Source organism: Paraburkholderia xenovorans LB400 (genome assembly GCF_000013645.1).
Lineage (GTDB): Bacteria > Pseudomonadota > Gammaproteobacteria > Burkholderiales > Burkholderiaceae > Paraburkholderia > Paraburkholderia xenovorans.
The window spans coordinates 161,156-178,162 of sequence record NC_007951.1 but is presented as its reverse complement, the minus strand read 5'-3'; the positions used below and the strand labels follow the sequence as shown (position 1 = coordinate 178,162).

General features: G+C 62.6%; 18 protein-coding genes. 7 read left to right on the top strand and 11 right to left on the bottom strand.

What is annotated here, in order from left to right; translation table 11 throughout:
• Positions 1-32 precede the first annotated feature (32 nt).
• The 4 genes from BXE_RS00755 to BXE_RS00740 all read right to left on the bottom strand — a co-directional run bounded on the left by BXE_RS00755 (position 33) and on the right by BXE_RS00740 (position 2,485).
• Positions 33-389, bottom strand: a complete 357-nt coding sequence (locus BXE_RS00755; RefSeq protein WP_011486537.1) for a c-type cytochrome — start codon at positions 387-389, stop codon at positions 33-35.
• The gene (locus BXE_RS00750) at positions 386-1,180 is read right to left on the bottom strand and encodes a BON domain-containing protein (RefSeq protein ID WP_011486536.1); all 795 of its coding nucleotides are present in this window, start codon (positions 1,178-1,180) and stop codon (positions 386-388) included. The genes BXE_RS00755 and BXE_RS00750 overlap by 4 nt, the downstream gene beginning before the upstream one ends.
• A gap of 26 nt (positions 1,181-1,206) precedes the next feature.
• Positions 1,207-1,794: a phosphoheptose isomerase gene (locus BXE_RS00745; RefSeq protein WP_011486535.1), complete on the bottom strand. Its 588-nt coding sequence runs from the start codon at positions 1,792-1,794 to the stop codon at positions 1,207-1,209.
• A gap of 217 nt (positions 1,795-2,011) precedes the next feature.
• Positions 2,012-2,485, bottom strand: a complete 474-nt coding sequence (locus BXE_RS00740) for a YraN family protein (protein WP_049782212.1) — start codon at positions 2,483-2,485, stop codon at positions 2,012-2,014.
• A gap of 37 nt (positions 2,486-2,522) precedes the next feature.
• On the opposite strand from BXE_RS00740, the gene rsmI reads away from it, so the two are divergent.
• Positions 2,523-3,401 (top strand): 16S rRNA (cytidine(1402)-2'-O)-methyltransferase, encoded by an 879-nt coding sequence (gene rsmI / locus BXE_RS00735; protein WP_011486533.1) that lies wholly within the window; start codon positions 2,523-2,525, stop codon positions 3,399-3,401.
• A gap of 113 nt (positions 3,402-3,514) precedes the next feature.
• Here the strand turns inward: rsmI and BXE_RS00730 are convergent, their stop codons facing one another.
• Both BXE_RS00730 and BXE_RS46330 read right to left on the bottom strand, forming a co-directional pair.
• Complete coding sequence (locus tag BXE_RS00730; RefSeq protein WP_011486532.1) at positions 3,515-4,117, bottom strand: septal ring lytic transglycosylase RlpA family protein; 603 nt, start codon at positions 4,115-4,117, stop codon at positions 3,515-3,517.
• 242 nt (positions 4,118-4,359) lie between these two features.
• Entirely contained in the window at positions 4,360-4,755 is a 396-nt protein-coding gene (locus tag BXE_RS46330) for a hypothetical protein (protein WP_158340934.1), read from the bottom strand.
• Here BXE_RS46330 and BXE_RS00725 point away from each other — a divergent pair.
• The 3 genes from BXE_RS00725 to BXE_RS00715 all read left to right on the top strand — a co-directional run bounded on the left by BXE_RS00725 (position 4,754) and on the right by BXE_RS00715 (position 6,573).
• Complete coding sequence (locus BXE_RS00725; protein WP_011486530.1) at positions 4,754-5,398, top strand: MBL fold metallo-hydrolase; 645 nt, start codon at positions 4,754-4,756, stop codon at positions 5,396-5,398. The genes BXE_RS46330 and BXE_RS00725 overlap by 2 nt on opposite strands.
• The gene (locus BXE_RS00720; protein ID WP_011486529.1) at positions 5,395-6,024 is read left to right on the top strand and encodes an exonuclease; all 630 of its coding nucleotides are present in this window, start codon (positions 5,395-5,397) and stop codon (positions 6,022-6,024) included. Before BXE_RS00725 ends, BXE_RS00720 begins: the two co-directional genes overlap by 4 nt.
• Before the next feature lie 90 nt (positions 6,025-6,114).
• Positions 6,115-6,573, top strand: coding sequence for an Lrp/AsnC family transcriptional regulator (locus BXE_RS00715; RefSeq protein WP_011486528.1), 459 nt, complete (start codon positions 6,115-6,117; stop codon positions 6,571-6,573).
• 75 nt (positions 6,574-6,648) lie between these two features.
• Here BXE_RS00715 and BXE_RS00710 read toward each other — a convergent pair whose 3' ends face one another.
• Together BXE_RS00710 and BXE_RS00705 are read right to left on the bottom strand one after the other, a co-directional pair.
• Positions 6,649-7,893 carry a cation diffusion facilitator family transporter gene (locus tag BXE_RS00710; protein WP_011486527.1) on the bottom strand — a complete coding sequence of 415 codons (1,245 nt, stop codon included), beginning with the start codon at positions 7,891-7,893 and terminating at the stop codon, positions 6,649-6,651.
• 296 nt (positions 7,894-8,189) lie between these two features.
• Positions 8,190-8,492, bottom strand: a complete 303-nt coding sequence (locus tag BXE_RS00705; protein ID WP_007179626.1) for an H-NS family nucleoid-associated regulatory protein — start codon at positions 8,490-8,492, stop codon at positions 8,190-8,192.
• Positions 8,493-8,724: 232 nt separating this feature from the next.
• On the opposite strand from BXE_RS00705, the gene BXE_RS00700 reads away from it, so the two are divergent.
• Complete coding sequence (locus BXE_RS00700) at positions 8,725-9,990, top strand: IS256 family transposase (RefSeq protein ID WP_011486526.1); 1,266 nt, start codon at positions 8,725-8,727, stop codon at positions 9,988-9,990.
• Between the two features lie 337 nt (positions 9,991-10,327).
• On the opposite strand, the gene BXE_RS00695 is transcribed toward BXE_RS00700, so the two are convergent.
• The gene (locus BXE_RS00695; protein ID WP_011486525.1) at positions 10,328-10,981 is read right to left on the bottom strand and encodes a HugZ family protein; all 654 of its coding nucleotides are present in this window, start codon (positions 10,979-10,981) and stop codon (positions 10,328-10,330) included.
• A 211-nt stretch (positions 10,982-11,192) separates the two neighbouring features.
• Between BXE_RS00695 and BXE_RS00690 the strand changes: the two genes are divergently transcribed.
• Entirely contained in the window at positions 11,193-12,404 is a 1,212-nt protein-coding gene (locus tag BXE_RS00690) for an MFS transporter (RefSeq protein WP_011486524.1), read from the top strand.
• Positions 12,405-12,668: 264 nt separating this feature from the next.
• On the top strand, positions 12,669-14,123 hold the full coding sequence (locus BXE_RS00685) for a collagen-like triple helix repeat-containing protein (protein WP_011486523.1): 1,455 nt from the start codon (positions 12,669-12,671) through the stop codon (positions 14,121-14,123).
• Positions 14,124-14,414: 291 nt separating this feature from the next.
• Here the strand turns inward: BXE_RS00685 and BXE_RS00680 are convergent, their stop codons facing one another.
• Both BXE_RS00680 and BXE_RS00675 read right to left on the bottom strand, forming a co-directional pair.
• A complete protein-coding gene (locus BXE_RS00680) occupies positions 14,415-15,431 on the bottom strand; it encodes a cupin-like domain-containing protein (protein ID WP_011486522.1) in 1,017 nt (338 codons plus the stop codon).
• 143 nt (positions 15,432-15,574) lie between these two features.
• Positions 15,575-16,720 (bottom strand): branched-chain amino acid ABC transporter substrate-binding protein, encoded by a 1,146-nt coding sequence (locus BXE_RS00675; RefSeq protein ID WP_038457076.1) that lies wholly within the window; start codon positions 16,718-16,720, stop codon positions 15,575-15,577.
• Positions 16,721-17,007 lie beyond the last annotated feature (287 nt).

Genomic DNA, 17,007 nt, shown 5'->3' with positions numbered 1-17,007 from the left:
CCCGAATACCAGCAAAAAAGCACCGGCAAACCTCACCTGGATGGCGCCCCCGCAAGCACCCAATCCACCACCGTGCGGATATCCGCATCGCTCATCGTCTGATGCGCGGGCATTGGAATCATGCCCCACACGCCGGAGCCGCCCTCTTTCACCTTGCGCGCCAACTTCGCCTGCGCTTGCGCGTCGCCCTTGTACTTCGCGGCGATCTGCTGGAACGACGGACCGACCAGCTTGCGGTCCACCGCATGACATCCCATGCACGCGTTCGCGTTGGCGACCAGTTGTCCGCGCGGCGCATCCGCGGCTCGCGCGGCCGATACGCCCAAACCCGTCAGCGCACCACCCATCAGCACGCTCGCTGCAACAGCAACAGCAACACCGCGCCTCATGGCGTCGTCGCCTTCGGATTACCCGGATGCACCGAGTTCGAATTGCTGACCGGCGCCGGCGCCTGCTGCTCCAGCGGCCGCGAACTCACCGACGAATCAGGAATAGCGCCGACAGTCGCCGCGCCCGCATCCGGTTGCGAAGCCGCCACGGGTGCCGTCCCCGCTGCGGCGGCTGCCGCCACGGCTTCCTGCGGCTGGATGTACTGGAACACCTTCACCACCTGCACCACGCCCGGCACGCGGCTCGCCACATCCGCGCCGCGATTGCCTTCGTCCATCGTCACAAGGCCCATCAGATACACCGAGCCACGCTCGGCCACGACCTTGAAGTTGTTCGCCGAAATGTTCTTCTCGGCGATCAGCGCGGTCTTCACACGCGTTTCGAGGTAGGTGTCATTCGTACGCGACGAAAACGAACTCGCCGGCATGATCGCCAGTTCGTTGACGATCGTAGTGACGTTGTTCAAGCCGCGCACGATGGTCTCCGCACGTTGCTTCGACACATCCCCCGCCACTTCACCCGTCAACAGCACGCGGCGGTTGAACACGGCCACGTTCACGTGCGCGTTGTCCGGCAGGTTCTGACTGATCTGCGAAAGCGCCTTCACCTGCAACTCGCGATCTTCGGTCTGCGCGCCGAGCGTGCGCCGGTCGGTCGCCACCAGCGCGCCGCCGCCCGCCGCGCCGGCAACGGCGAGAAAGCAGCCCTGCAATGTTGCGGACAGCCCCGCCGCGAACCCTACCACCAGCACGGTTCTCACCAGTGTCTTCTTGACGCGGAATACGCTCATCAACTAGCTCTCCTTCGGAATCGGTCTCAGTCTTCGCCCAGCAACATGGCATCGATGCCGTCGCACAGGCAATGGATGGTCAGCAAATGCACTTCCTGAATACGCGCGATGCGATCCGATGGCACGCACACATGAATATCGGTGTCGCTCAATACGTCCTGCATGCGGCCGCCGCCCTTGCCGGTCAGCGCGACCACGATCATTTCGCGCTCGTGCGCGGCCTCGATCGCGGCGAGCACGTTGGCGGAATTGCCGGACGTGGTGATCGCCAGCAGCACGTCGCCGGGCTGGCCGAGTGCCCAGACCTGCTTCGAAAAAATCTGTTCGAACGAATAGTCGTTGGCGATGGCGGTCAATACCGACGTGTCGGTGCTCAGCGCGATCGCCGGCAAGCCCGGCCGCTCGCGCTCGAAGCGGCCGATCAGTTCGGCCGCGAAGTGTTGCGCGTCGGCCGCGGATCCGCCGTTGCCGCACGCAAGAATGCGATTGCCGTTGGCCAGCGCGGCGAACATCGTGTCGATCGCAGCGGCGATCGGCATCGACAGGGTTTCGAGGGCTTCGAGTTTGACCGCCGCGCTGTCGCGGAAGTGTTGTTGAATGCGTTCGACTGACATCGAGTCTCTATCTTCTACCGCGAGTAGACCGCAATGCGCGGCCGTGTTGTGAAGTCGTATTGCGAACTCGTACCGCTCCGTTGAAGCTGACCGGCAACGCAGTGCATGTGCGCGAAAACATCACGAATTGCGCCGCTTGCTGCGTTGTCGACGTTATCCCGTGGCCGGCACGCGAGCGCAAGTTTATCGCACTCACACGCGTTCTCCGCGCATGGCGTCAGACTTCGTCGGCGCGAAACGCGTCGCGCAACCACACGAGCCGGCCGGCTTCGAACGCGATCACGTCGAACCGGCAAGCGGGCTGATCGCGCAACTGGGAGCTACGGGTCGCCAGATAATGCTGCGCGGCGCGCACGATGCGCTGTTGCTTCCGCCAACCGATACTCGCCGCCGCGCCGCCGTACCGGCGCTGCGCGCGCGCCCGCACTTCGACGAACACCAGCGCGCCGTCACGCTCGCGCATCACGAGATCGATCTCGCCGCCGCGGCATGCCACATTGCGCGCGACGAACCGCAAGCGCTGCCGCTGCAAAAACTCCTGCGCGCGCGCCTCGAAGGCCGCGCCGACGAGTTTGGACCCGACGGGCGCCGAAAAGTTGTCCGGCGTGGCGAATGCGCCGATCGGCGCCACCGCGCGCACCGTCTGCCTGTCGCCGAGGTCCCCCGAGCCGCCCCGCACCGCGTGGCACAATGGCGGCCTCGTTCCGTCTGTTTGCGTCTTCTGCCTCATGACTCCTCTCTCCGAACTCGCGCAAGGGCAGCAGTATCCGACTGCCGCGCTATATGTGGTGGCGACGCCGATCGGCAACATTGCCGACGTCACGCTGCGCGCGCTGCATGTGCTCGGACTGGTGGACCGCATCGCGGCCGAAGACACCCGCAACACGGGCCAACTGCTCGCGCGCTACGGCATCTCGAAGCCGCTCGTCGCGGTGCATCAGCACAACGAGCGGGCTGCGGCGTTACGCCTGATCGAGCATCTGCAAGCGGGCGAGCGTGTGGCCTACGTCTCCGATGCCGGCACGCCCGGCATCTCGGACCCCGGCGCGAAGCTCGTCGACGCGGTCCGTGAAGCTGGCTTTCCCGTCATTCCGCTGCCCGGCGCAAGCGCCCTCGCGACCGCATTGAGCGCGGCCGGCGACTGGGTCGCGACGTTCTCGTTCCTCGGCTTCCTGCCGCCGAAGGCGAAGGCGCGCGCCGCAACGCTGCAATCGCTCGCGAACCACCCTCACGCAATGGTGTTCTACGAAGCGCCGCACCGGATCGTTGAAACGGTGCAAGCACTGGCGGAAGCATTCGGCGGCGAGCGCAAGCTGCTCATCGCCCGGGAATTGACGAAGTTACACGAAGCGCTGCATCGCGGCACCCTGGCCGAAGGGCCAGCATGGCTCGCTGCCGATCCGAACCGGCAGCGCGGCGAATTCGTGCTGGTAGTGGAAGGCGCGCAACCGGAAACCGCCGGCGAACACGATCACGACGCGCTACTGGGGATTCTGCTGGAAGAGTTGACGGTGAGCAGCGCGGCCAAGGTGGCGGCGGCCATCACCGGAGCGTCGCGCAACGCGCTGTATACGCGCGCGCTGGCGCTAAAGAAAGACGAAGAATAAAGCTGGCAGGCAAACAACAAGGGCCGCGCGACGCGGCCCTTGTTGTTTGCGGACGCGGTGCGAACACCCGCCATCCTGCACGGGCGCTGCGAAGCGCGCCCGCCGCCGCTACATCACTTCTCGGCGCTCGAATCCGAGTTCGATGCCAGCATTTCATCACGCGCAGCACGTGCTTCCTGCTGCGTCAGACCTTCGATCTCGACGCGCGCCGTACCCGCGTGGCGCATGTCGAGCACGGCGGCAGCGGCCATCGACAGATCGATCACGCGGCCGCGCGCATACGGGCCGCGGTCGTTGATGCGCACGACCACCGAGCGCGACGTGGCCGGATTCGTCACGCGCACATAGGAGCCGAGCGGCAGCGTACGATGCGCCGCGGTCAGCGCGTGCATATCGTAGCGTTCGCCGTTGGCGGTACGGCGGCCATGAAAGCCGCGGCCGTACCACGAAGCGCGACCCGTCTGATGAAAGTCCGAAACGCCGGAACCCTCATCCGTAAGTGGCTTTGCATCGGCCAGCGCGGAGCCCCTGGCGGTCACGTCGGAGGCCGGCGCGCTACCGAAAGCTTGCGGTCCGAAGGAGCCCGCCTGCGTATTTTTTGTGCTCTGCGGCACGCCGCTCTCCGACGTGTTGCCGGCGCCCGGAGGCGTGGCGCAACCCGCCAGCGCAAAAAAGGCAAAAAGAGTCCCCAGACCACGGGATAACCGAGTTTTCATAAGACGTGCAATCACATTGTCGAGCCGCATCACGCGAAAGTTGAGCGTGTTGCCTGCGACTCCGGCGGCAATGGACGACAACGCGCCGCGCGGATGAGCGCAGTACGTCAAAGCCCGGATGCGGCTCACCTAGCCGCTACCGCACGGTTAATTTTCACGTCTGGCGCAACCTGTCCCCGGCAGCCTGACCAGACCCCACATGCCGCCATCGAACGTGGCAAACACGTTCTTGCGCGCGAAACTCAGCGTGCAGGAACGGCGGCGTAGGCCCCACCCAGCGTCACGGTATTTAACTCCGTAGCAGGCGCGTGGCGCCTGGCTGGGCAAGACGTGTGCATCGAATGCATCGATACCTGATGGCCGTCCATAAGTGCGACAGCCCATACTTGAGTGGCGATCCGCGTGCCCATTTTTGATGGGGACGCATCGCCTTGTGGCAGCACAGTTCCCTGTGCATGGAGACCATTATACCCAAAACAGAATTTCGGGATGACAAGCGACTGAAAACCTTGATGAATTTTCACTCCTGCTGCAAAAATGGGCAGAGGAAAGCCCGCTGCGACGCGGCTTGAGCAGCTCGGCGGGTATGGACGAGAGGCCGGTACAATCAACGTTTTTCCAGCGGCGCGCTCATCCATGAAAGTCACCTTGATCCCCGTCACGCCGTTCCAGCAGAACAGCTCGCTGCTCGTTTGCGAGGCAACCGGGCGCGCGGCCGTCGTCGACCCGGGCGGCGATCTCGACGTCATCCAGGGCGAAATCGCGCGGCAGAACGTGAGCGTCGAAAAAGTTTTCCTGACGCACGGGCACATCGACCACTGCGCCGGCGCGAAGACGCTGGCCTCGCGCTATGACGTGCCGATCGAAGGTCCGCATCCCGACGAACGCTTCTGGCTCGACAAGCTGCCCGATCAAAGCACGCGCTTCGGCTTTCCCGCCGCCGAAGCGTTCGAACCGGACCGCTGGCTGCAGAACGGCGAAACCGTGCAGTTCGGTGACGAAATCCTCGAGGTCTATCACTGTCCGGGCCACACGCCGGGCCATGTGGTGTTCTTCAGCCGCGCGCATCGGCTCGCGCTGGTGGGCGACGTGCTGTTCGCCGGCTCGATCGGGCGCACGGATTTTCCGCGCGGCAATCACGCGGATCTGGTGCGCTCGATCCGCGAAAAACTTTGGCCGCTCGGCGACGACGTCACCTTCGTCCCGGGCCACGGGCCGACTTCCACGTTCGGCGCCGAACGCCGCACCAATCCGTACGTCTGCGACGGAGTCGAGGCATGAGCAGCGAAATCTACGTGAGCACCGATGTCGAAGCGGACGGCCCGATTCCCGGTCCGCATTCCATGCTCAGTTTCGCCTCCGCCGCCTACACCGAAGACAAGCGGTTGATCGCAACCTTCTCGGCGAATCTCGAACTGCTCGAGGGAGCGCGGCCGCATCCCGTGCAGGAAGCGTGGTGGAAGACTCAGCCCGAAGCATGGGAAGCCTGCCGCAAGGATTTGCAGACGCCCGTGGCTGCTTTGACGGCGTACGTCGACTGGGTCGAAGCGCTGCCGGGCAAGCCGGTGTTCGTGGCGATGCCGGCGGGCTTCGACTTCACATACATGTTCTGGTACATGATGCGGTTTGTCGGCCGCTGTCCGTTTTCGTGGTCGGCGCTCGACATCAAGACGCTGGCCTTCGCCATGACCGGGCTGCCGTACCGCAAGAACATCAAGCCGCGCTTTCCGAAACACTGGTTCGACGAGCATCCGCATACGCATGTCGCGCTGGATGACGCCATCGAACAGGGCGCGCTTTTCTGCAATATGTTGAAGGATCTACGCGCCAGTCAGGCGATCACGCTCGCGGCCGGTAAAGATGGGGACGGCACAGGACAAAACCCCGCTGAGAAACCGGCAAATTAGGTAATCTCCCTCGTCGAGGCCGTTTTACATTGCGTTTCGTTTTCGCCCCCTCTACCATGCGTTGATACGGCGACGCAAACGGAGGCGCAGTTGACACTCGATACGTTCTCTCAAAAAATCCTGCGCCTGCTGCAGCTCGACGCACGCCGCTCGGTGCAAGAAATTTCCGACCAGGTCGGCCTGTCGAGCACGCCATGCTGGCGGCGCATCAAGGACATGGAGCAATCGGGGGTGATCCAGCGCTACACGGCGCTGCTCGATCGGGAAAAGCTCGGCCTGCACGTGTGCGCCCTCGCCCATATCCATCTCACGCGGCACACCGAAGGCGGCGTGGAACAGTTCGAGCGGGAAATCACCACCTGCCCGGAAGTCACCGAGTGCTACAGCACGACCGGGGAGTCCGACTACATCCTGAAGATCGTCGCGCCGGACATCAAGGCATACGATACCTTCCTGCACGAACGCATCTTCAAGATTCCCGCCGTCGCGCAGGTTCGTACGAGCGTCGTGCTGCGCGAAATCAAATTCGATACGCAGTTGCCGTTGTGACGCGCTGATCGCTGAAGGTTGTCGTTTGTCGTTTGTTGCGCGCCGTAACCACAGCATGCGCGCGCAGCGCAGCCGTCAGGTGGCGCTATGAGGTTCAGTAGCCTTCGTGTAGTCAACGGCCGTGCTGGTCTTTGGCTCGATTGCCGGAGCAGTTCCGGCTGACGACGTGCCCAGTTCCTGCAACACGTCCAGTCTGCGAGCCCCCAGACGCGCCTTGAGCGCGGCGAGGTCGATTCGCCCAGGCCGTTGCACGTCCCTTTCCGGCGCCCGCGACGGCGTATCCGGCAGCACCACCTCGACATCCAACCCCGCGCTCAGGTAGTGGATGTTGACCGCCGCCGCCTTCATGCCGTGAGGCGCCAATGCTGCGTTTACCTCCGCAGTCACCCGCTCGCGAGTCGGCAAATCGACGGGCGGGTGCGCAACCGCGTCGTTCTCGGGATCGACATGAATCAACGCATCGAGCACGCGGCTGTCCGTCAGCACGCGCAGACGCGCGGACTCGGCGATGTAGTGCCCCTCGGAAACGGAGATCAGCGGATCGACCAGAATGTGCGCGTCGAGGAGCGCGAAGTCGCCCATCTTGCGCGTACGCACTTCGTGCACGTCGCGCACGCCGGGCGTGGAGAGCAGCAACGCGCGCATATTGGCGGTGGTGGCGTCGTCGAGCGCGCGGTCGGAAAGGTCTTGCAGCGCGTCCCAACCGAACATCCACCCCATGCGCGCCACCATGAAGCCGACGATCGCCGCGGCAATCGGATCGAGCAGACGCACGCCGGCGAGGCTGCCAACAATACCGATTGCGACCACCAGCGACGACGCCGCATCCGAGCGCGCATGCCACGCATTGGCGATCAACATGGCCGACCGCGCGCGTTGCGCTTCGCGCAGCATGTAGCGGAACAGACTCTCTTTGGAAACCAGAACCAGCACCGCAACCGCGAGCGCACTCATATGCACGGCCGGGATGTTTTGCAGATCGGCGAGGCGCGTTCCGGCCCGCCACAACATACCGACGCCCACCGAGATCAGCAGCGCACCCAGAAATAACGACGCTACGGTTTCATAGCGGCTATGCCCATAATTGTGATCCGCGTCGGGCTTAGCCCCGCTGTGCCGATTGGCGATCAATACGACAAAATCGGAAATGAGGTCGGCGAGGGAATGGACGCCGTCGGCGACCAATGCCTGGGAGTGGGCAAACACGCCGATAACGATTTGCAGCGTCATCAACACGGCATTGAGCGCGATACTGACAAAAGTCGTTTTGCGCGCAATGCGATGTTTTCCGGCGGACTGGACAGCGGCGGCGGCAGGCATCTCAGAAGCAGAGTGAAAAGTTCAATGCTTGCATTCTACCCGGCGCATCCCGGCACGCGCCCGGGATACCTCAAAAATTCCTTTTAAATCAGTTGCTTATCTAAACGAAAAGCATTCGCGTTCCACTTTCGTGGAGTATGCACGACAAAATCGCGGCGTTTTGCCGCGGCAATAAAAAACCGCGCCCTAGACGGTACGCGGTTCTCTGTTGCAACGGCAGACGCTATAAGAAGTGCATCTGATTGAAGCTATTCGTATTAACTGATGGGCAGAAGCATTACCTTCTGCTCAACGCATTACTTCTGGATCAGAAACTTCTCGCGATCCAGACCTGCGATCCAGCGCGGCGGCTTGCCGCGGCCCGACCACGTGCTGCCGCTGTCCGGGTCCCGATACTTCGGTGCGACACCGGCGCGCGGACGAGCGGCTTTGGCACCCTTGGCGGCGCGGCCACCGCCGAGTTCGGTCAGAGAAATGCCGTAGTCGGCCATTTTCTGCTTGATCTCATTCAACACTTCCGCGTATTCGCGCGACTTCGCTTCTTCGATCTGCTTTTCGAGCTTCTCGCGCTGAGCGAGTAGTTCCTTGTAGGAAGACATAGGTTCCCTTGTGGTTTGGATAAATGACTGCCGGTCTGAAGCCAGCTTGCCCTTTGAAGGTAGATCATGCCTCGGAATTTGATAGCGAGATTAACACAAAATAGAAAAACTACAGAGCTAAAGTCGGAAGTGGTGTACGGGGGAGTTGAGGCGGAAGGTTGAAGGCGGTGGAGGTTTCAGCTGAGAATCTGATTGTCGAAGTCGGAAACCAGCAAACAACAAACCATCCACCATGAGCAAGTTTACGGAAAAAGAAGTCATCGGTCTATCGGGTGCCGGTCTCGGCCTGGACGAGTTGGTCCGCCAAGGAGCACGGCAGGTGATTCAACAAGCGATTGAAGCGGAGCTGGCAGAGCTGATGGAGCGGTTCGCGAACGTCAAGACCATGCACGGGCAGCGCGCCGTGGTGCGCAACGGCTACTTGCCGGAACGCGAGGTATTGACGGCGGCCGGGCCGATTCCGGTGAAAGTGCCGAAGGTGCGCGATCGATCGGGATCAGGCGTGAAGTTCAATTCGTCGATCGTGCCGCCGTACGTGAGGAAGTCGCCCCGCGTGAGCGCCGCGTTGCCGTGGCTGTATCTGAAGGGCATCTCGACGGGCGACATGAGCGAAGCGTTGAGCGTGCTGTTGGGTGAGGATGCCAAGGGTTTGTCGGCGAATGTGGTGAGCCGGCTAAAGGCGCAATGGACCGAAGAACACGTAGCCTGGAGCAAGCGAGACTTGTCGAAATCGCGCTATGTGTACTGGTGGGTCGACGGCATTCACACCGGGCTGCGCAGCGAGAATTCGGACGGTCAATGCCTGCTGGTGATCATCGGCGTGAGGCCGGATGGGAGCAAAGAGCGCGTGGCGATCGGCGACGGCTACCGTGAGACGAAGGCGTCGTGGCTGGAGCTGCTGCTGGAGCTGAAAGCGCGTGGCTTGCAGGCGGGGCCATTGCTGGCTGTTGGCGACGGCGCAATGGGCTTCTGGGCGGCCCTGGAAGAAGTGTTTCCGGCCACGCGTGGCCAGCGCTGCTGGTTTCACAAGATGGGCAACGTGCTCAATGCGCTGCCGAAGTCGCAACAGGGGCGCGCGAAGGCGGACATGCAGGCGATCTGGATGGCCGCCACGCGCGCCGAGGCACATGCCGCGTTCGATCGTTTCGTGTCGATCTATGCGGCGAAATATCCGAAAGCAGCCGAAACGCTGAAGAAGGATCGAGACAGCTTGCTCGCGTTTTACGACTTCCCTGCCGAGCATTGGCAGCATCTGCGCACCACCAACGCGATCGAGTCGACGTTCGCGACCGTGCGGCACCGCACGACACGTACGCGCAATTGCGTGTCGCGACCAACCTTCCTCGGTCTGGCATTCAAGCTGATCGAGGAGGCTGAGAAGACTTGGCGCCGTATTAACGGCCCGGAAAAGATCAAGCTGTTGCTCGAGGGCATTGCCTTTAAGGACGGCGAACCGGTGCAAGACGATCGACCGGTTCAGCAGAAACGCGCCGCTTGAAATCGACCGCCATCAAAATGTTCGTACACCACTCTTGACGTTAGCTCAAAACTACAAAAGCGCACGCGTTAAATTAATCAAAATACGTTTCAAAAAATTTCCGGCCCCCGCCATATACACCGCTTCCTTTCAAATAGCTGATTTCAGATTTTGCTGAAAAACGCAGTCAACGTCGGTAATTACGAGATTATCTCTCAAAATATGAAAATTGAAGGTGCCATTTGCCGACAACATTTCATGCCATGAAAGCTTGCATCTGAACGGTCGTAGCTTATTGCTACGGGCGTTTGTCGCGTTATTACGCATGAGCGTTTTCCCCAAAACAGCGCTAAAAGCGCTAATTAGCGTAGCGCTGCATGCAATCTTCGAGCGCCGCGCGCAGGTTCCCGATATTGAGTTTCGCGTCGTCGAAGACAAAACGGCTTCGCACTCCGTTCACTTTCAGATCCGCGCCATATCGGTCGGCGCCCAGTAGGTGAATTCCTTCGGCATGGCCGGCGAATTGGGCGATGAGTGCGTTCTCTTCATCGAAAGCGAGTGGCGGCAATAGATCGAGTTCCGCGCCATCCAGCCATCCCATTGCGCCGAAACCGCCGATATAGCGCAGCCGTTCGAGCCGCATCGCCCAGAACGTGAAGTCGCCGAGCACCAGATAGCGCTCCGCGTCCGGGTGGTAGCGCAGATAGCGTTGCACGACCTCGGGCGTCGGGTCGATCGGTTCGAAGGTGCCGAGCAGCGTGACGCGCTGGCCGCTCAGCACGTCGCCGTCGGGGGCGTCGACTGCCAGAAAACCGGCGCGCGGGTCGGCGTGCAGGTTATGGGTATGCTCGGCGAGCCGGCTCACCAGGATCGTCGGACGATGCTGCGGGTCCGGTGCAAACGGCAGCACGGACGGATAAGGAAAGCCTTCCGGCTGCCGAGCGTGAGTGGCGAGCGTGCCGACGGCGGCCGTGTGCAGCAGATGCAGCGGGGCGTGAGCGGGAATGTTCAAGTGTGTGCTCCTTCACAGATCTGCGGCGAATCATAGAAAAGCGGCAAGCACGCCGCGCGAGGCCAGTCCGGTCAAGCTGAGCCGAGCTGAGCTGAGCCGAACAACCGCAACTATGCGGATTCCGCCTTCCAGCATAAAACAGCATGCTTCGTTAGAATCGGAATTTCGCTTTCAACGCGCTTTCTCCCGCGTCTCCCTCCTCGAGATCTCCGTGTCAGACCGCTCTTCCGAATACGCCGCCCTTCCCGCCGCTCACCGCGAACTGTCCGATACCGCTCGGCAGCGCGCCCGTATCGCCACGATGGCGGTGTTTTTCATCGCCGGCATGATGTACGCGTCGTGGGGGGTGCATGTGCCGACGGTGCGTGACCGTTTCCATCTGAACGCGGCGATGCTCTCCTTTGCGCTGCTGGCAGTGGCCGGCGGCTCGATCGGCGCGATGGCGGCCAATGCTTCGTGGATCGCGCGGGTCGGCACGCGGCGCGCCTGCCTGAGCGGCGGCCTCGTGATGGCGGTGTGCGCGGCGCTGATCCTGGTTGTGCCGACGTACTGGCTGCTGCTGGCCGTGCTGGCCACCTTCGGCGCGGGCATGGCTACGCTGGATGTCGCGATGAACGCCGAGGCCAGCGCCGTCGAAAAAGCGCTCGGCAAGCCGATCATGTCGTCGTTGCACGGCATGTTCAGCGTTGGCGGGATGGCGGGCGCGGCGGTCGGCGGCGCGCTGCTGTCGCGCGGCATGGCGCCGGCGGTCCATCTCGCGCTGGCCGCCGCGGTCAGCGCGCTCGTCCTGTTGGCCGCCTGTCCTTCCGTGCTGCCGCACGTGCCGCACGCCGAACATCCCGACTCCGCCACGCCGCGCGCCAACCGCTGGCGCTCGCCGGCGCTGTGGGCACTCGGCGCGATGGCGCTGGTCGCGCTGATCGCGGAAGGCGCGATGTACGACTGGGCCACTGTCTATATGCGTGACGTCGTATTGGCCTCGCCCGCGCTGGCGAGTGCCGCCTACGCGGCGTTTTCGGGCGGCATGGCGGCCGCGCGCTTTGCCGGCGACGCGGTGCGCGCCCGCTTCGGTGCTCCGCAACTGGTGATGGCCAGCGCCACGCTCGCCTGCGTCGGCATGGTCGGTGCGCTGTTGCTGCCGAATCCGGTCGCGGCGCTGATCGGTTTCACGATGATGGGTCTCGGCCTCGCGAACATGATGCCTGTGCTGTTCGCGGCGGCGGCGAGCGTCAAAGGGATTCACGCGGCGGAGGGACTGGCGCACGTTGCCGGGCTGGCGTACTTCGGGCTGCTGCTCGGGCCGGTGATCATTGGCGCGGTGACGCAGGTGAGCAGTTTGCCGATCGGGTTGTCAGTGGTCGCCATCTGTTCCGCGTTGATCGCGCTCGCGGGCCCGAAGGTGTTGCGGCGTTTGAAGATCTGACGCACAAGCACGCCGCGGCTGCGTCGGAGCATGTGAGGTCCGTGCGAAGCGCGCGCCTGACGTTACGTTACGTGCGGGCCGCGCAATGAGGTGTTCCGCGACACGTCGGTTGAAACGAGTCTCGCCAGCTTTCGCGCTCGCGTCGACAACACTATGATTTATAGACGTTTACTCCATGCCGCCGACGTGTGGATAAAAATGGCATAGGCCTTGCAATTAGCTCCCCCAGGCAAAGTAATTTCCAGAACTACGGGGGAGCAGACCATGAATCGCAAATTCAAGCTGACGGCGATCGCCATGTGCGTCACGTCGATGATCATCCTGACAGGCTGCGGGAGCACGCTGACGAGGCCAGGTACGGGAAGTGGCGCGGGTGCAGGTGCCGGAGGCGGTTCGGGCGGCGGCACGCCGACGCCGACGCCGACACCGACACCAACACCAACACCAACACCAACACCAACACCAACACCAACACCGACACCAACCCCCACCAGCGCCAACCCCATCGGCGTCGTCGTGCAAAACACCGGCAACGTGATCACCGCCACCGGCCAAACCGTCTCCGCCGTCGGCAGCCAGATCGGCCTCACGCCGATTCCGGGCGCGAATCCGGCGACCACCACGGCGCTCGGCAACGTGGTATCGAATCTCGGCAACGGCGTGACCGCCGTCGGCACAGGCGTGGCGAACGGGCTCGGCCAGCTTGGCAATTCCACCAATCCGCTCGGCACGACGCTCGGCAGCAGTGGCAACCTGGTCTACGACGCGGGCCAGGCCGTCAACAGCGCCGGCCAGTTGGTCACGAGCCTCGGCAGCGGCCCCACCGCGCCGCTGAGCGCATTGACCACGCCGCTCGGCAGCACGGTCTCGACGGTCGGCAACGCGGTCAGCGGCCTCGGCACCCAACTCGGTTCGCAACTGACGAACGGCCCGATCCAGCAAGTCACGCAGACGGTCTCCACCGCGATCACGCCGATCACGAGCACGCTCGCGCAGACGACGCAAACCGTCGGCGACACGACGGGTCTCGGCGCACCGCTAAACGGCCTGCTTTCGACAATCGGTCATGGTCTCGACAGCGCCGGCGGCAAGCTCAGCGGCGCGACCGGTAATCCGGTCGGCCAGAATCTCGGCAACGTCGTCACCAAACTCGGCGACACGGTCACGTCCGCGGGCGGCCTGTTGACGGCTGGCGCCCCGAGTAGCGGCAATCCGCTCGGCGGCATCACGGGCATTCTGAATCCGGGCAGCGGCGCAGGCACGGGCTCACCGCTCGCGCCGTTGACCAGCATCCTCACCGCGCTGCCCGGCACCTTGAGCGGTGGCCTGACGGGCGGAAGCGGCGCCGGCGGCCCGCTCGCACCGTTGACCAGTGTCGTCAGCAGCTTGACCGGCAGCCTCGGCGGCCTTGGCGGCACGGGCTCGGGTAGTCCGCTCGCGCCGCTTACCGGCGTCGTGAGTTCGGTCACTGGTGCCTTGAGCGGCGCGACGAACAGCAGCGGCAATCCGCTTGCGCCCGTGACCTCGGCCGTGTCGTCGCTGACGGGCGCGCTGGGCTCGGCCACAGGATCGGGTGGCGGCGGCAGCAATCCGCTCGCGCCGGTCACCGGTTTGCTGACCACCGTCACCGGCGCCTTGAGCGGTGCGGCGACGTCGGCAGGCGGCACGACCGGCGGCGGCCTGCTCGGCGGTCTCGGCGCTCTGGCAATCAGGAAGTGACGAACAAAGACAACGACAGCAAATAACGGCGCGAACAAACAAGCGTCGAAGGGGGCGGCGAGCCGGGCAACCGGCTCGCCGATTTTTTTGCCGGGCTTTTATCAGCGCTTTTATCAGCGCTTTTTTATGTTTCGCTGCGCGCTTTTCTCCATGTTTCGCTCCGCGCTTCTTTCGCCTTTTTCCGCGCTTCTCCCCGCTTTGCGCCACTTCTAGCCGATTCACGACGCTTCTCACCTCCAGCATCGCATTCCGACCGCGACGCTTCAGCGCGGCGCTCCATTCAACCGCACGTCATAGTTCGTGATACGTATCGTAGCGACGCGAGAAATCGTTGCTGCGAAGAAAATTGGTAAACGTCATCGTCACCGATGCGTCAATTCCTTCCACGTAATGCCACCAGCCGACAGGCAGAAACAGCAGTTCGCCTGGCGCGAGCGTGCACTCGATCAATTGCGCCTGCCGCATCGACGGGAAACTGTCGAAGTCGATCGCACCGCCGTCCACTCGCGAATAGCAATGCAGGTGGTTCGCCATATACGGCGTATCGGACAGCGGCACGAGTTTGATGTGTTTGCGGCCGATCACCTGCGCCATGAAATTGTTGGTCAGGTCATGGTGAAACGGCGTCTTTGTTCCGGCCGGTCCCATCCAGAAGAAACCGGTGTCGGGCGACGCGGCATCCAGATAGGCGTCGATTGGCGGCACATCGGACCATAACGCCGCGAGCGCCGCGCGATTGCGCGAGGTGTTATTGGCGGTCATATAGAAATCGTTTGTCGGGCCGCGCTGCTCGACTAGATCGACATAATCGGCAAAGCGCATCATGCGCGTGAGCCTGGGTTGATTGATTTCGTAATTCGCATCCGACTCGCGGCCGAACTGCACTTCCACTTCGCAATCGCCGCACTGCCGGCGAAGATAGTCCCAATTCCAACGCGAACACGCAGGCCAGAAATCGAATGCGCCGGTGATAATGACTGGCCGGTTCTGAAAGTAATACTGCTCAAAGAACGCATCGCGCGATAAGCGTTCGCACCGTTCGATCACACCGCTCGCCGCGCGCATGCGATTCAGTTCGCTATACACCGACAAAATCCATTCACGCTTACGCAAACGATTGCGCAAGCGCGCAGCGCCGTGAAAATAAGGACTCGCGAGCGCCGCTTCGATTTCTCGCGTGACATCGGCCGCATCGAAACCGTGGCCGAGCAGTGCGCCATGCAGCGCGGAGGGCGGTGCGTCGAGCAGCAGATTCTCGGCAATCCAGCGGCGCCATGCGTCGTCGAACGAACGGGTCACAGTGGTCACGGCATTCTCCGAACAATGCGGATCGGCAAGAAAGATTCACAAAACGAATCGGCAAAGAAAAAGGCACGCGAACCTCGCGGCGCGCGTGCCTTCCTGACCAGGCGACCGAAGACAGACCAACGCTGCCCACGGTCACGCGATTTTTACATCTTCACTACGTCGAGCAGCGTCTTCTTGCCTGCCTTGTAGTTGTACAGCGAGATCACGCCGTGCTGAAGGTCGCCCTTCGAGTCGAACGTGGTTTCACCGATCACACCCTTGTAGTCCGTGCTCGGCATGGCTGCCAGGATCTTGGCCGGGTCGGTCGAGTTAGCACGCTTCATAGCGTCGACGATGATGTACACAGCGTCATACGTGAACGGAGCGTAGATCTGGATCGGCTGACCGAAACGCTTCTGATACTTGGCGAGGAACGCTGCGCCGCCGGCCATCTTCTCGAGCGCCATACCGGCTTCCGAGCAGACGATGTTGTCGGTTGCGTCGCCGGCCAGGTCCGACAGCTTGTCGGTACACACGCCGTCGCCTGCCAGCACCTTCGCGCGCAGGCCAAGCTGCTTGGCTTGCTTGGCGAACGGGCCGCCGGTGGCGTCCATGCCGCCGTACATGATCGCGTCCGGGTTTTCGCCCTTGATCTTCGTCAGAATCGCGCGGAAGTCGACAGCCTTGTCGTTCGTCGCGTCATGCGACATCACGTTCAGGCCCAGCGATTTCGCCGTCTTTTCGAATTCGTTTGCCAGACCCTGGCCGTAAGCGGTCGAGTCGTCGACGATCGCGACGCTCTTCACTTTCAGACCCTTCGCTGCGTAGTTAGCCAGTGCCGGACCTTGTTGCGCATCGGTCGCGACGACGCGGTACGTGGTCTTGAAACCTTGCTGCGTGTAGGCCGGGTTCGTTGCCGACGGCGAGATCTGCACGATGCCGGCATCGCTATAGATCTTCGAAGCCGGGATCGACGTACCCGAGTTCAAGTGGCCGACCACGGCGACGACCTTGTCGTCGACCAGCTTCTGCGCGACTTGCGTTGCGGTGCGCGGGTCGGCCGCGTCGTCTTGTGCGTCCAGTTGCAGCGTGATCTTCTGGCCGCCGATCGTCAGGCCTTTGGCGTTGATTTCTTCAACTGCCAGACGTGCACCGTTTTCGTTGTCTTTACCCAGGTGAGCGATACCGCCAGTCAGCGGTGCAACGTGGCCGATCTTGACGACCTGGTCAGCTGCCGCGGAAGTTGCCAACGTTGCGAACAGCATCGCCGCAGCGCTGATCGGCAACAGCTTTTGAATCTTGATGTTCATGTAAGTCTCCAGTTTCGGTCCCAAAAACAACGTAATCGCCCTGTGCCCCCGCTTCCCCAACACGTGTCGCTCAGTCCCGTGGACGACCACGCCGGTTGCATCGTTCATGCACTTGGCCAGCACGCTCGCCGGACTGTTTGTGGCAGGCGGCAAACCGTACTTGCGCGCAAGTGTAGGCCATCAAATTAATTTGTGGGACTTTTTTGAGGAAGTGGGATCAACACTAATAGCGTTTATCCAACAGGCACCGATCGCGGCTGGACAGATTGACCCGAAAGCACCAGCCC

What these genes read in the sequence shown, in the direction of transcription:
- BXE_RS00710 (WP_011486527.1), bottom strand. Translation starts at nt 7,893, where the DNA reads ATGCCTGCCGCCGCCGCTGTCCAGTCCGCCGGAAAACATCGCATTGCG.
- BXE_RS00675 (WP_038457076.1), bottom strand. Translation starts at nt 16,720, where the DNA reads ATGAACATCAAGATTCAAAAGCTGTTGCCGATCAGCGCTGCGGCGATG.
- BXE_RS00700 (WP_011486526.1), top strand. Translation starts at nt 8,725, where the DNA reads ATGAGCAAGTTTACGGAAAAAGAAGTCATCGGTCTATCGGGTGCCGGT.
- BXE_RS00720 (WP_011486529.1), top strand. Translation starts at nt 5,395, where the DNA reads ATGAGCAGCGAAATCTACGTGAGCACCGATGTCGAAGCGGACGGCCCG.
- rsmI (WP_011486533.1), top strand. Translation starts at nt 2,523, where the DNA reads ATGACTCCTCTCTCCGAACTCGCGCAAGGGCAGCAGTATCCGACTGCC.
- BXE_RS00750 (WP_011486536.1), bottom strand. Translation starts at nt 1,180, where the DNA reads ATGAGCGTATTCCGCGTCAAGAAGACACTGGTGAGAACCGTGCTGGTG.
- BXE_RS00705 (WP_007179626.1), bottom strand. Translation starts at nt 8,492, where the DNA reads ATGTCTTCCTACAAGGAACTACTCGCTCAGCGCGAGAAGCTCGAAAAG.
- BXE_RS00685 (WP_011486523.1), top strand. Translation starts at nt 12,669, where the DNA reads ATGAATCGCAAATTCAAGCTGACGGCGATCGCCATGTGCGTCACGTCG.
- BXE_RS00755 (WP_011486537.1), bottom strand. Translation starts at nt 389, where the DNA reads ATGAGGCGCGGTGTTGCTGTTGCTGTTGCAGCGAGCGTGCTGATGGGT.
- BXE_RS00725 (WP_011486530.1), top strand. Translation starts at nt 4,754, where the DNA reads ATGAAAGTCACCTTGATCCCCGTCACGCCGTTCCAGCAGAACAGCTCG.
- BXE_RS46330 (WP_158340934.1), bottom strand. Translation starts at nt 4,755, where the DNA reads ATGGATGAGCGCGCCGCTGGAAAAACGTTGATTGTACCGGCCTCTCGT.
- BXE_RS00745 (WP_011486535.1), bottom strand. Translation starts at nt 1,794, where the DNA reads ATGTCAGTCGAACGCATTCAACAACACTTCCGCGACAGCGCGGCGGTC.
- BXE_RS00730 (WP_011486532.1), bottom strand. Translation starts at nt 4,117, where the DNA reads ATGAAAACTCGGTTATCCCGTGGTCTGGGGACTCTTTTTGCCTTTTTT.